Source organism: Clostridium sp. ZS2-4 (genome assembly GCF_026719745.1).
GTDB lineage: Bacteria > Bacillota > Clostridia > Clostridiales > Clostridiaceae > Clostridium_H.
This window is the reverse complement of sequence record NZ_JAPPRQ010000011.1, coordinates 153,438-168,241: the sequence shown is the minus strand read 5'-3', so window position 1 is coordinate 168,241 and position 14,804 is coordinate 153,438. Positions and strand designations below refer to the sequence as shown.

Genomic DNA, 14,804 nt, shown 5'->3' with positions numbered 1-14,804 from the left:
AATCTTTAAAACTTATAAGCATCCAATAAATGGATGCTCACATATCTCTCATTACTTTATTTTTTAAAAAATAGTATGGATAGCCTAATACATATATTATAAAAATTCCTATTAAGGCAAATAAAACTTTAATAAAATAGATTATTTCTCCTAAGTATTTATCTATCCAAAGAAGCATAAAATTTAAATTTTGTTCTTGTATTTCTTCCTCTATATTAAATAGAATATATTTTCTGCTAGCTATCTTTGAAGCTATCATAAACGTATCTTGGAAATCTGGAAAATCCACATAAGAAGATGGAATATATATTGAATCAAGATTTATATCTTTTAATTTGTTTTTCAAATCTAAGTTTTTTTTAAAATCTTTATATTTAAAAAAACCATCCTCTTTTTCTATGTAATTTATACATGGATACTTCTCTTTAAAATTTTTTATAGAACCTTTTTGTATTAAACAATAAATATTGTAATCTTCATTATGTTTTTTTATATAATTTATAAGCTTGTCCATAGCTGCCATATTAGCAGACCTTATTATTAATATATTTTTCATCTAATCACCTTTACCATTTAATATATTAATTATTTCTCTACCACTTACTCCTAATGCATTGCTTTTATGTAGATATCTCATGGTGTTTTCAAACACCTTTTTCCATCCTTTCCATCCTTCTTTATCAAAGGATGAATTGTGCCAAAGCAAAGTAAAAACTCCTCTATATTTTTTTACTATATCTATTTTTTCCTTAATTTCATCTAATGCTTTATCACAATTTAAATTCATATATCTTTTATCTTTTAGACTTCCTTCCATTACAATTAAAGGTATTTCCCACAGATTCAGCTCTTTATTTTGGATAACATCAAATACTTTATAGGGGGTACATATACCACACCTAAATCCTATCCTTTCTGCATAACTTAATGTAGTATCATATAATAGTCCAACTTCTTCACTAATTTTCCAACTCTCTGGTGCCTTAAATCTTAAATAGTGATTTCTTCCCCCATATACCTTATTAATTATATATTTATCCAATAATTCTTTTTCTATTTTTCTTTCATTGAAATTTATAAAGGAATTAAAACTATAATGATATCCTACTTCGCACTTATCCTGATTTAATCTATCTATTAATTTAGCTATTTTAACATCATCTATCTTATAAAAATTTTCATAGTCAGTTTTACCTCCAGCCATAAAATAGAACGATGATGTAAAATTATATTTTTTTTCTATTCTTCTTATATAATCAAAAGTATAAAAAGGATCTTTTTTATAGTTTATATTGCTTAATGTATGTAAAAATATATCTCTATATGCTAAGATAGTTTTCTTATTTTTTAAACTTTTCATATCACTTTTTAAAGAATAAATATACTTAAAAGGATTATCTACATCATGAGTTAAGCAAGCTGCAAAATTATGCTTCCCCCATACATTCTTTCTCTTATATCCTAAATTAAAATAATCTATCCATTCCCATAACCACTCTATATATTCATTGACTATAGGAAAATCTAAAAATCCTTCTTTATACGCCAAACTCTCTTTAGCTGGAAACCTTCCATATAAATCTTTATCTATCTTATCCCAAAGCAAAACTTCTTCATAACGAGTTAACATAAAAAAAGAAGATTGTATTATATCTATGTTTGTAACAATACACTTGTCCATCTTTTTTACATATGGCTTTTCATCACCACTAGTATAAATTATAGGCATATCATTATAGCTCTTTAATGGAGTTTTAGGCATACTTTCAAGTTTTAAGTACTTATCTGAAAAAAGATATGAAGGAATTATATTTATAACATTGTTTTTATTTATAATTTCATTGCTATAATTAATAATTAAATTATTTTTATTTAAATTTTTTTCTAATGAATTAACAAATTTCATATTTATCCCCATTATTTTAAATAACTGCAATAAAATATACCTTATTTGATTATCAAAATTTAAATGGTCTAAAAAGACATATATCATTTATAATTTCCTTTCGTGAAAATTTTCATCTATTATTTTTTTAATTTTAATACTAAATAATAAACAAAACTTCTTTTTTCATACAAATACCATTCTAATTTAAAGTTTTTTGATAAAAAGAATTTCTCATAAATTTTAACCATATAATTTATATCTATTTTTTCTGGATTTAAGGTTTCATAAAACAGCTTTCTAAAATTATTGTGTTTTTCATTAAAACATTCTGCATATTTATAATTATCTGTTTTCTCAGTTCTTTCTGGAACTATATTTAATATGATAATTGCTTCGTCATTAATTATCCTTGGAACAAACTTAATTAAATCTAAATGCTCACAATGATTTCCAAACATACCAGGCGAATTATCAATTACTACCATATCGTATTTTTTCTCAGTTATTTTTACTTCTTCAAAAGTATCTGTTATTTTTATATCTGCTTTGGGTAAATTTTCTTTTAAATCCTTTTCGTATTCTGGATTTATTTCCCAAACTTCTAAGTTGTTTACTTTATTATAATATTCTAAAGTATGTCCCTTTCCGTTTCCTCCAAACACTTCTAATACTTTCAATTTATTAAATTTAACACCTTTTTCTTCTATTTTTTTCTGTATGTTTACCATAGGAGTTCTAATAAATATGTCATAATTTTTAATACCATAATTATTTAATTGTATGCAAATTTCTTTATAATATATACTTGTTATTATTATTTTATATTTATATTCTATATTCTTTAATCTTACTGGATCAATAACTTCAATACCGCAAACTCTTTGATTAATTTTATTGATATCATTATCACAAAAATAAACAACTTCATACCTATCTTTCAATTGATTTAAAGCTTTTACACCTAATCCAGATGCACCAAATAATATAGCTTTTTCCACCTATTTCACCTTCCTTATATATTGATTATGTTTTTTATTAAACTTTATTTTTTAAAATATTAAAATACATCTTTTGAGTACCTCCAAAGCCTCTAAAAAATTCTTCTATATTTCTTATACATGAACCTTCAAAATCAAATTTTTTAGTTACCTTAGATGAAAATTTAATGGCTTCCCATAAAACTAAAGATGTTGCTCCACTTGATCTTAACATAGAATCTCCTCCACCGATTAAATAATAGGCAGATTTTTTGTCATAAACAATATAATTTACAGCATGAATATTACCATTACTATCAACAGCAAAAAAACTCTTCCTTGCTTGTTTTTTTTCTAAAACCTTATCCAACTTCTTTAAAAAGTCTAAGCTATAAGGAACATCTACTTGTTGTCTCTTAAAAGTTTTCTCACTTATCTTATACAATTCTTCTACTGGCAAATCTTCATATACTTTTATACCACTCTTAATAGCTTTATTAATATCATACTTTATATTATATCTAAAGCTGTTTTTTATATAATCTAAATTACTTAAATCCTCTATAACATAAGTATATTTACAATATTGGCTATATCCATTCCACATAAAAGGAAGCCAATTAGTGAAATTGTAATTAAAATTAATCGAGTAATATTGAAAATCGGTTATGGAATTAACTAGGCTCTCTATTATCTCCTTTTCTTTTGAAATCTTATTTACATATTTCAAATTACTAAGATCCTTTAATAATATTCCTAAAGTTTGAGTAAGCATTGGCATTGTCATACACTCATTTTTTAAATGTGGTAAAACCATCCCCCCTAAAAAATTTCCACTTTTATCTATGCAAACATATATATCAAATGGAGCTTGTACGGCTTCTAAATACCAACTTTTATTAAAAATTGCCCCTTGAGGAGATTCATCCACAAAACTATTCCATTTTTCATAATCTTTTTTATGTAATTTTATAACTTCATATTTGCTTTTAATCTCTTCATATACAATATTGGATGCTGTAGGCAAAAAGTATTCTTCATCGTATATTTTTATTATATCTATGCTTTCTTCTTTCAAATAAGCAATTCTATCATATATAGTTTCTTGATAAACATCAGAAGATATAATTATTGCCTCCACTTTATCCTTTATTTCTTCTAAAGAATAAACTTTATATCCATAAAATTCATGCCCATTTTTTTTTTTATCTTTATCTATTAAACCTATAATCTTTTCTTTTATATCATTATCTAAATAATTTAGTAGAAATTCTGTATGTCCTCCTGTTCCATAAATAGCTATTGATTTATCTTTATAATTTTTAATAGTATTTTCTAACTTATTAAATACTCTATTTTTAAAAATATCTCCCATTTGTAAATTCCTTCTTAAATTCTATCATTATTTGTGATTTCATTGTATATGGTCAGTAATTTAACTTCCATGCATGACCAATTATATTCTTCTTTTACAGCTCTTACTCCATTATAACTATATTTATTATATAAATTTCTATCATTCAAAATTATATATATAGCATTCCAAATTTTACTAGGATTTAATGGATCTACAGTTATGCCTGTATCTGCTTCATTTATATATTTTTGTATATTGCCAAAGTTACTCCCTACCATGGGCAATCCAAAGGCCATATACTCAAAAGTCTTAATTTGAACTGTTTTTCTAAAAGTCAAAGATGGTTTGAAAATAGCTAATCCTATTTTACTTTTCAAATAATATTTTTCAACTTCTGGATAAGGAACTTTCCCTTTTAAAATTACATTATTCTGTAATTTGTTTTTTTCTATAAAATTTTTCATATCCTTTTCTAAATCCTTACCACTGATAGGTCCAAGAAATAGTAATTTAAAATTAGGCATTTGTTTTTTTGCTATATTAGCTACTTCTAATAACTCCATTGCAGATCTAATTCTATTTATACCTCCACAATAAATAGCATCAAATTCTTTTTCATCAAAGCTTGAAATTTTTTCAACGTCAAAGTTAGCATAATTATATATAATGTCTACTTTATTTTCACCTATATAATCACTAAATTTTTTATTAACAGAACTTTCAGTTGTTATGACGTAGTCATAGTATTTTGAACAATTTACTTCCCAGAATCTTATGAAATAGGAATATATATTGTTAATAATTTTTTTAAATCCTGAAAATTTTCTATATTCTCTTATCTGTTCTGGATAACACTCATGTACATCATATATAACCTTAGGCTTAAAAGACAGCTTTTTTAATTTTTTACCTATCAAATTTAAATACAAATCATGAAAATGATATACATTACATTCTAATTTTTTAGCAATATTAAATATTTCTTCATAAGTTTCATAACCAAAAGCTTCATCATAAAAAATACTTCTTATAAAAACATTCTTATATTTTTTTCTCCTTGGTTTAATTTTATAATATTTAATTCCTTCATCAGTAATTCCACTTTCATCCTTATCAGAAATGGCTATACAAAATACCTCATAACCATGTTTTTTTAATGAAAGAGTTTCTTTCCAATATATTCTATCATCAAATAATTCATGATTTGTAGATATCATACAAACCTTCATAATTTAGTCCTTTCACTTACTATTCTACTTATAGCTTAAATAGGTATTTTTTTTCTTTTCTATAACTTTAATTTATATCTTCCAATATATAAAACCTTTATTTTCCACTTCACCTTCATTCGCAACATTTTTTAAATCTATGTAAATTGGGTTACTATTCATTTTACTTTTAAAATATTCAAATTTGGTATAATCCATTTTTTCCTGTTTAGCTAACACCATTAAAATATCAGCTTTTTCTATTACTTCTTCTAAATTATCATTTTTAAAATTATGTAAATTATTCACAACTGGATCATAAGCTTGAACTTCTGCTCCCTTTTGTATTAGTAAGTTTATTATGTTTACAGCTGGACTTAACCTATCATCATTAGAATAGTCTTTCATAGCTATACCTAACGCTGCTATTTTACAATTAGATATGTCTTTATTTAGATTTATTAATAATTCTTCTACTTTGCCTACGATATATTTAGGTATCAATAAATTTTTTTTTCTACATAACTTTAAAATATCTAAAGGCAAGTCCATTTCCCATGCTTTTGGTTTTAAATAGTGATAAGCATTAGGTATACAATATCCTCCAACTCCTGGTCCTGGAGTAAGCAAATTTACTCTTTTATGAGTATTTGCAACATTAATCACTTCAAAAATATCAATTCCTAGCTTTTCTGTAAATCTTGCAAATTCTTGGACCATAGCAATATTAACATCCCTTTGTACATTTTCAAATACCTTTGATGTTTCAACTACTTTTATATTTGAAGCTTCTACTATATCAGCTTTGCAAACTTTTTTCAAAATTTCTTTTGCCCTTTCTAAACTCTCAGCATTTATTCCTGCTACAACTGTAGGCATATTTTGAAACTCATCAAAAGCTTTTCCTTCTGCTATTCTTTCAGAAGAATACGCTAAATAAAAATCAGCGCCTGCCTTCAATCCTGATTTTTCTTCTAAAATTGGTAAAATAGTCTCTTCAGTAGTTCCAGGTATTACTGTACTTTTCACCATAATCAAATCATTTTTCTTTAAATTCTCTCCTATTTCTATACATGCTTTAGTTATTCCATCTATTACAGCTTCACCATTTGAAATTGGAATACCTACAGTTAAAATTATTACATTACTTTCTTTCATAGCATCACTAATAGAAGTTGTAGCAATATACTTTCCTATTTTAAGTTGATTTTTTAAAATTTCTTTTATATTTTCACCTTTATATTCTTCCGCATGATATGTTATACCAGAATTTAATTGTTTTACTAACTCTTTATCTATATCAACACCAATTACTTTACAACCTTTTAATGAAAAACTTAATGCCAATGGAAGCCCAACAAAACCTTGTCCAATTATAGCAATTTTATTCATAATTACATCCCTCAATTTATTAACATTTTTGTAGTAATAAGCACGTTAAATGATGTGACTGATTTTTATCTGTTTTAATTTGAGGAAAAAGTTTTTCTCCTTGTTCCCAATATTTACCTTCAAAAACTTTATAATGTTCCTGCTCAATTATTTTAAATCCATTATTTAGCCATTTCTCAATATTACTTTTTGAATAAATCTTACATATATAATTGGGTATATCTTTTACATTTGAATTCTGTAATTCATATGCATTATGTACATACTTATATTCATTATAAGGAAATGTTAAAAGAAGATATCCTTTATCATATAGCAATTTAGCACAATTATTTATTGCTTCATCGCTTTCTTCAATGTGTTCTAAAACACTAATACAAGTAATAAAATCGAATTTTCTCTTTAGCTTTACATCCGTTATATCATCTTTAATTATATGATAATGATAATTAATGGTTGATTTTTTCCAATAGTTTTCAACTTGATCTATAGCCGTCACATAAAAACCACAATCTGACATTATGCTTGGCCATGCTGTTTTTCCTGAGCCAATGTCTAATATTGATTTAGGATATATTTTTGAAAGCCACTTCATAGCAAAACTGTACTCTATAGGCCTTTCATTAACAGTTTCTATTCTATTTAAACTATTATTATATTTAGCCATTAAAAAAGTTCTAAAAAACTTATTTACTCTTTTATTTATATCTTCATCTATTCCTTTATATAACTTCATAAAATCTTTATAATATTTTTCATCATATATACTTTGTATTTCTATATGCTGAAATTGGCTACTTATATCAAATTTTAATTCATTAGCCAATTTACTATTTCCTACTGCTATTAATATAACATTTGTATCTTTAGGAATATATTCTGCACTCTTATATATTGGTTCATCACTTAAAGTTGGATCCACTATTCCTTGGGTTTTATCTATAAAACCTATTACGTTTTTATTTCTACTTTTAAGTAAATGGTATGCAACAACTCCTGATTTATTAGCTCCAAAAATTATATACTTTTCCAAATTGATCATCACTCTCCAAATTCAAAATTACCCCAACTTATATTCTAAAACAGTTTTTATTTCTATAAAAAATACTTGTTTGATTTGATATTATTCTATTTGGACCAATATCCTTTAATTTTAATTCCTTAAATCCATTTTTCTTTAAATAATTATATCCTTCATTATATTCCTCTCTTAATGTATCATCCCAAATTATTATTCCATCATCTTTCAATGCATTAATACAGTTCTTACAACAATTAACTCTATCTCTACCATCAATAATCACTATATCAAATTTATTATTATAGTTTAATATCTCTTTACAATATTCTCCACCATATTCTAATGGTATATATTTATAATTCACATTATCACTAATCATATTACGTACTTTATTAAACCATTTTAAATCATGTTCAACTGAATACACCTTTAAAACATTTTTAGCTAACCATAAAGTACTATTCCCTGAACCGTATTCAAATACAATCATTTCCTTTCTAATTCGTTCTTCTATGAAATTTATAGCTGAATATGGTAACCAAGGTAATACATTGCCTTTATAATCTACTGTATTACCTTCAATCAAACTCCTTATCCATCCATTTTTGTACAACTCACTATCTCTATCAAATATTCTATATACTAATTTATTCAAATCTGAATTTTCAATTTTACCACTTATTAATCTATCTGCTATATAAAGTTGAAAATCATCATTAACAAAAAACTTCCATGGAATAAAATCATGTTTCTTATCTAAAACCTTAAAATTCATAGATTTTTCAAGAAAATACTTATAATATCTATCATACTTTAATATTGACGGTATATTATCCATAAAAACTTGTTTACTTACTATGTCACTAGAAGTTCCATCTTGAAAACGCGGCATAAAAAAATCATATTTTTGTTCTATCATTTCTTTTAATACTTGATTTATAAATTTATAATTAATATTAAATTGATCACCAGATATTCTTAATATTAATTTACATTTTTCTTTTTTTACCGCTTCTATCATTCTTTCTGTTACATTTTTTATTGAAGATAATTTTACATATATTTTGTTTGATATATTTTTTAAATATAGTAATTCTCGATTGTCTTTACAATCGTATAAGTTCATTATAACTTTATCGAGATTTACATTTTTTAATAAGTTACTTAAGGTATGTTCTATTAATTTTTTCCCATTTATTTCTTTCAATAAATATGGATTATATCTAACGTCTACTTGTATATATGCAATAACATTACACATAACTTCATCCTCCATATATTATAATTTTGTATTTGTTTACAAAACTAGCTAAAAAATTTCTCCACTAAATACATACGTGCATTAACTATACATAGACATTATCGTTTTATTAGGCTTTCTCATTAGTATGTCCATAATATTAATATTTTTTATACCATATTCAATATTATACAACTCATATTTATATTTATTAGACGAGTTTGACATCATAACAAAAACATTATTTTTTATATACTTATTTGTTACATGCTTGCTAATATAAAATCTTTTATTATTTATTATAATATTACTATTATTTAAATCTAAAATTACATCAATACTTTCATAATCAATATTACCAAGTTTATAATCAAATAAAATTTCATTTCCCTTTTTTAATGCATAGCCGAGTATATTATTTCCTATATAAATGTCTAAGTAAGTATGAGTATTAAGTAACAGAATTTCCTTATAGTTTTTTTCATAAAAATAAAAATCTTGCTTATCAAAGAATCTAAAATAAATATAATTTTCTTTAATATTTGCATTTATCTTTAAATATAAAATACTCTCTTCTTTTAAATTAAAATTTCTTGTAATTATAACTGAACTATGATTTGTTGTGTATCCTAATAGTGTTTTAAGCTCTCTTGACAAAATTGAAACTTTTTCATCATTAGTTTCTTTATTACCATATAGAATTTCTAGATTATTTATATCAATTTTTTCTTTTATCTTATACAGTGCATCAATTCTTTTATCTTCATTAATTATGCACCTAATTCCTTGCCTTTTCATCCCTTCCCAATCTATATCTTCTTCATAATCAAATTCCTTAAGATTAGGGTACTTTGTTTTTAGCTCTGCTATCTTTTTATCTAAATTTCTTTTCAAAAATACTTTTTTCATAATATCACTATCAACAAGATTTATAAAACTAAATTTATCCTTTATCCTAAAAATTGTATCTTCTACTGTCTGTAATACTACTAAATAAACATCAAAACTTTTTTTAGCTAATCTTATCCCCAATTCTTTTTCACTTTCATTTTCTTTTGGTCTATAATAATCATTTTCCATAACATTGTTTATTAATGAAACTACTTTGTAGGCAATAAACCTTAAATTTTCTTTATTATTTATAATACCATCTATCTTATCCAACTCATTGAACACTTTATTAACATCACAATACTTATTGTCTTTGTAAAAGTATAGCATTTTGTCCGAATACGCTAGACCTTCTTCACAAGCTTTTTTTATTATTTCTAGCTTATCTATTATTTTGAACATATTTTTAATAAAAATATCCTCATCTAAGATAATCTTATCGCCTAACAATTCTTTTATATTTTTGTTTATACTATCTTTTGCATACATTCTAATTGAATCTTTTAAATCCATTGCTTCAGTACCTTTAATATTAGCTCCACCTTCACTACTGTTTATAAATTTTATTCCACTACAGCTATATATAAGTTCTTCAAATTCTTGTCTATATGAATTTAATACATTACTTGTTCTAACCATTTGTCCATATATACCAGGTACATATAAACTATAATTTTTATCTTTGTTCCATTTTTCTTTGTTTTTTTCATAACGATACTTCAATTCATCTATTTTACCAGCATAAGTTCCATCTGCTTGAAATTTTTCATTAGTATATGCAAGATCTTGCCCTATAAATATTACATTGCTACATCCTATATAAACAGCTAAACCCATGCAAAAATGAGCTACCGACCCTCCCTGCATTAGAGAATCTACCTTTATCCCAAGCATCTCTTCTAAATAATTTTCCATTCCTTGATTTGCAGCAATTATTTTTAAGCCTTTATATTCTTTAACTATTTTGTTACTTGTAGAATCCATAAAGACAAGAGGTACTTGTGAATTTATGTAGTCTTTCATAAGCGCATATGTTTCATCCTGTGGGTCTACTGAACATATGAAATCTGGTCTTATGTCATTTTTTATTAATGTACCTATTGTTCTAGGTCCACATATTATTATAAACTTGTCCTGAACATCCTTTAGTAAATGTATATTTTTAGTTAAAGATGGTCCAGCCGATACTATTACTGCTGGTTTATCTTTATACATATCTTTTAAATAGTTAACAGTGTAAAATTCATCTAAAGCAAATATATTTTCAATAAAATTGTTGAAGAATATATGAGCAAAAGCATTGAAGGTATTATTCCCCATCCTCTTTATCTCTTTAATATTTTCTAATTCATTTAGCATAGTTCTATACTCTTCTTCAAATATTACATTGTAATTTGAAAATGCTGCAATTTTTGTATTATCCATCATACTTTCTTCTATAAAATCATTTAAGTTATTTCTTATTCCATCATCCAAATAACAAAGTGCTATTCTATCATCCTGTAATATATCACTAATATGATTTATTTTTAATATTTCTTTTATGACAGCTACACTTGGCTCTATTATTAGTATTTTATTTGAATCTATAATTCTGTCATATAAATATCTAATATGTTCTCCTGCCCCCAATCCAAAAACCAAAAAAATTGTTTCAGAATTAGCTTGTTCTGCTATGTCTTTATAGAATGTTTCTACATCTCTTTCTACCGAATACTTGCTACCTATATATCGTAACTTATCTTCCCTCTCTATTCTAATTATAAGCTTGTTATCTCTACTAGTTTCTATATAACAAGTTTCTTTTGATTCTATATTATTTATTAACTCAATTGTCCTTTTAGTTATCTCATTCATAAAATCACCTTGTCTCTCATCTGTTAATTTATATATCCAAAAATGCTTATGTAACTTAATTAACTAATCATTTTGCAAACTTTATATTAAATTCTGTGCAATTAGCATTCTTTCTATTTCCTCTTTAAATACTTGTTTAATATGCATAGAATTATAACTTCCCTGTTTTGCCTTTTTCTTGTTTTTATAATAATCGTGGACTCCTGTATAAAAAGCTGTTGGAAGTACAGCATACATATCTCCTAAATCATATGCATTTATAGATTCCTCTTCTGTCATTAATTCTTCATACATTCTCTCTCCAGCTCTTAAACCTATGTTTTCAATTTTTATATCTTTTGAAGATATATTAAAATTATTGGCTGTATTCTTTATTATAACTTCAGCTAAATCTTTTAGTTTTACTACTGGCATTTTTAAAATGAATAGCTCTCCACCTACAGAATTTTCTACTGCATGCATAATAAGATTTACCGCCTGATCTAAAGTCATCATAAATCTAGTCATACTCGGATCAGTCACTGTAATTTTTCTATTCTCTATTATTTGCTTTTTAAATAACGGTATAACAGATCCTCTTGATCCCATAACATTACCAAATCTAACAGCAACAAATTTTGTTCTTGTTTTTCCTTTGCTGTAACTGGCAGCTTGCACTAACTTTTCCGCCAAAAGCTTAGTTGCTCCGTAAGAATTTGTAGGATTTATGGCCTTATCCGAACTGGTAAATAATACACACTCTACATTATGATATTGAGCTGCTTTTATAACATTTTCCATTCCTACAACATTAGTTTTTATAGCTTCTGTTGGATTGTATTCACAAGCTGGCACATGTTTCATAGCAGCTAAGTTAAATACTATATCTATATTATTCATAGCTCTTTCTACTCTATCATAATCCCTTACATCTCCTATTAAAAATCGAAACATCCCGGAATTTGGATATTCCTGCTGCATTAAAAACTGTTTGTATTCATCTCTACTAAATATCCTAATTACCTTAGGATTGTGCTTAATAAGCTCTTTAACTAACCCGTTACCTATGGTACCAGTACCACCTATTATTAAGATACTTTTATCTGTAAAATAACTCATTAGTTATTTCCTCCAAGTTTTTAGTCGTTCCAATTATAAATTATATTAAATTATCGTATAAAATGATATAACCTTTAAAATAAATTCTGCTTTATATCACATTTATTCCTTTTAAAGGATAAATTCATACATTTTTTTCATAAAAATATTATATTTATCTTACCATGAAAAAATCCTATATACTAAAATGTATACAGGATTTTTCTATTAATTTGCTATAGAATTTCTTATAATGGCTTTCCACTTACCTATTTCAGGTAATATTTCGTATTCCAACAAATCTCCCACCAAAATATAATCCTCATTATTAAAGGCTTCAACAATCTCTAAAAGCTTACTATTCACTTCATCATAATCTATTTTTTGTTCATGCACTCCACTAGTCAGCCTCATAGCATCAGTAATCCACTGTATACCATCTATTATATAATGAATCATTTTATTTGCTTGTCCTTCTTCACCACTTTTAAATAATCTTACTGCTTCTATTATACCAGCTTCAAGTTTTTCTATATATTCACTGGCTGTTTTAATAGTTTCAAATTGTTGATTTAAATATTCTTCTACATTAAATTCTTGTTCCATTTTACAACCTCCAAAGTTAATTATTTTTTATCCTTCAAGTTACTTGTTATTAATTTATATACATCTTTTAATTCCATGTCTACTGTTCCTTTTATTTTAGCACCCTTACTGCAATTTATAAAGGTTATATTTGGATATTCATTTATCTTATTTTCTATCCAATTTTTAAAATATAACAAACTATTATTAGTATTTAATAATTCTCCATTTACTCCAATTACCTTTTGGTATTGCTTTTTTATTGGTACTGCTATATTCAAATGGTGAACTTCTGAATAAGCTTCAGCATGGGTTTTGTTATCAACAAAAGCTAGATCTTGCCCTATGAATATTATAGGATTTGCCTCTCCCTTTATTGCTATATCCAATATTGCCGTTGCAACAGATTTTCCTGTGTCTATAACAATTCTATCTTCACATGGTTCATTATAAAATATATATTTAGGACCTTTATAACTATCTACCGCTTCATGTGAAGCCGTACTCAAAAAACACAAAGGTACATTTAAATTCTCATAACCCTTCACTTGATTTGCAATAATCCTGTCAGCATCTATAATACATATCATGTCTGGTGTTATTCCATTATTCATTAGAGTTTTAAGTGCACTTCCTGCTGCAAAGATTTGTACATCTTCTTTGAAATCACTTAAATATTTAACACTATAATCTAAAGATGGACCAGAAGACACTATTATTACAGGCTTACTTTTTAAATTTTTTATTTCAAAGAATTTTTCAATTGGTTCATGTTTTTCCTTAATATTATTTTCATAGTTTTTATCAGCTAATTCTTTAAAACTACTCATTCCCATTCTACTAACAGAAAAATTTTTTAAAGCTAGCTTAAACCTTTCCATACTTTCAGACAAAGCTTCAATAGAAGGATTGTACACTAGTATGTCATCAACTAATTGCAATTTTTCATGAAATTTGTCCATAAACTCTTTTGAATATCCGATAAATAGTTCTACTCTGCTGTCCTTTTTTATATCGGTAAGTAAATTTAACTTATCCACTATATTAAATACTTCTTCATCTGCATCAAAAATATATACTTTGCACTCTTTATCTATTCTTGTTAAAAGTTCTTTTACATGATATCCCATTCCAATACCATATAACAATACATGCTGTTTTTGTTTATAAACAACTGTATTGTTGTCTATAAAAGTTTTAGCATCTTTCTGTGGATAGTACTTACTATGAATGAATTTATTATTTATTTTCAAAGTAGGTACCATTTCTTTTGTTTCAATAATAGTTATTTTTCTTAAAGTTTTACTCATA

At 25.5% G+C, this 14,804-nt stretch carries 12 protein-coding genes; all 12 read right to left on the bottom strand.

Features of this window, described 5'->3' with window-relative positions; all coding sequences use genetic code 11:
* Window positions 1-37: 37 nt before the first annotated feature.
* Complete coding sequence (locus tag OIO11_RS01925) at window positions 38-556, bottom strand: hypothetical protein (protein WP_268069649.1); 519 nt, start codon at window positions 554-556, stop codon at window positions 38-40.
* Window positions 557-1,906, bottom strand: coding sequence for a polysaccharide deacetylase family protein (locus OIO11_RS01920; RefSeq protein WP_268069648.1), 1,350 nt, complete (start codon window positions 1,904-1,906; stop codon window positions 557-559).
* A gap of 119 nt (window positions 1,907-2,025) precedes the next feature.
* Entirely contained in the window at window positions 2,026-2,886 is an 861-nt protein-coding gene (locus OIO11_RS01915; RefSeq protein ID WP_268069647.1) for a nucleoside-diphosphate sugar epimerase/dehydratase, read from the bottom strand.
* 37 nt (window positions 2,887-2,923) lie between these two features.
* Entirely contained in the window at window positions 2,924-4,240 is a 1,317-nt protein-coding gene (locus OIO11_RS01910) for a GNAT family N-acetyltransferase (protein ID WP_268069646.1), read from the bottom strand.
* A 14-nt stretch (window positions 4,241-4,254) separates the two neighbouring features.
* Window positions 4,255-5,439 carry a glycosyltransferase family 4 protein gene (locus OIO11_RS01905; protein ID WP_268069645.1) on the bottom strand — a complete coding sequence of 395 codons (1,185 nt, stop codon included), beginning with the start codon at window positions 5,437-5,439 and terminating at the stop codon, window positions 4,255-4,257.
* 84 nt (window positions 5,440-5,523) lie between these two features.
* Complete coding sequence (locus OIO11_RS01900) at window positions 5,524-6,822, bottom strand: nucleotide sugar dehydrogenase (RefSeq protein WP_268069644.1); 1,299 nt, start codon at window positions 6,820-6,822, stop codon at window positions 5,524-5,526.
* Between the two features lie 19 nt (window positions 6,823-6,841).
* Window positions 6,842-7,855, bottom strand: coding sequence for a methyltransferase domain-containing protein (locus OIO11_RS01895; protein WP_268069643.1), 1,014 nt, complete (start codon window positions 7,853-7,855; stop codon window positions 6,842-6,844).
* Window positions 7,856-7,892: 37 nt separating this feature from the next.
* The gene (locus tag OIO11_RS01890; RefSeq protein ID WP_268069642.1) at window positions 7,893-9,104 is read right to left on the bottom strand and encodes a cytidylyltransferase domain-containing protein; all 1,212 of its coding nucleotides are present in this window, start codon (window positions 9,102-9,104) and stop codon (window positions 7,893-7,895) included.
* A gap of 81 nt (window positions 9,105-9,185) precedes the next feature.
* Window positions 9,186-11,831, bottom strand: a complete 2,646-nt coding sequence (locus OIO11_RS01885) for a motility associated factor glycosyltransferase family protein (RefSeq protein ID WP_268069641.1) — start codon at window positions 11,829-11,831, stop codon at window positions 9,186-9,188.
* 81 nt (window positions 11,832-11,912) lie between these two features.
* A complete protein-coding gene (locus OIO11_RS01880; protein ID WP_268069640.1) occupies window positions 11,913-12,929 on the bottom strand; it encodes a UDP-N-acetylglucosamine 4,6-dehydratase family protein in 1,017 nt (338 codons plus the stop codon).
* A 207-nt stretch (window positions 12,930-13,136) separates the two neighbouring features.
* Complete coding sequence (locus OIO11_RS01875; RefSeq protein ID WP_268069639.1) at window positions 13,137-13,514, bottom strand: hypothetical protein; 378 nt, start codon at window positions 13,512-13,514, stop codon at window positions 13,137-13,139.
* Between the two features lie 20 nt (window positions 13,515-13,534).
* The gene (locus OIO11_RS01870; protein ID WP_268069638.1) at window positions 13,535-14,803 is read right to left on the bottom strand and encodes a motility associated factor glycosyltransferase family protein; all 1,269 of its coding nucleotides are present in this window, start codon (window positions 14,801-14,803) and stop codon (window positions 13,535-13,537) included.
* Window position 14,804 lies beyond the last annotated feature (1 nt).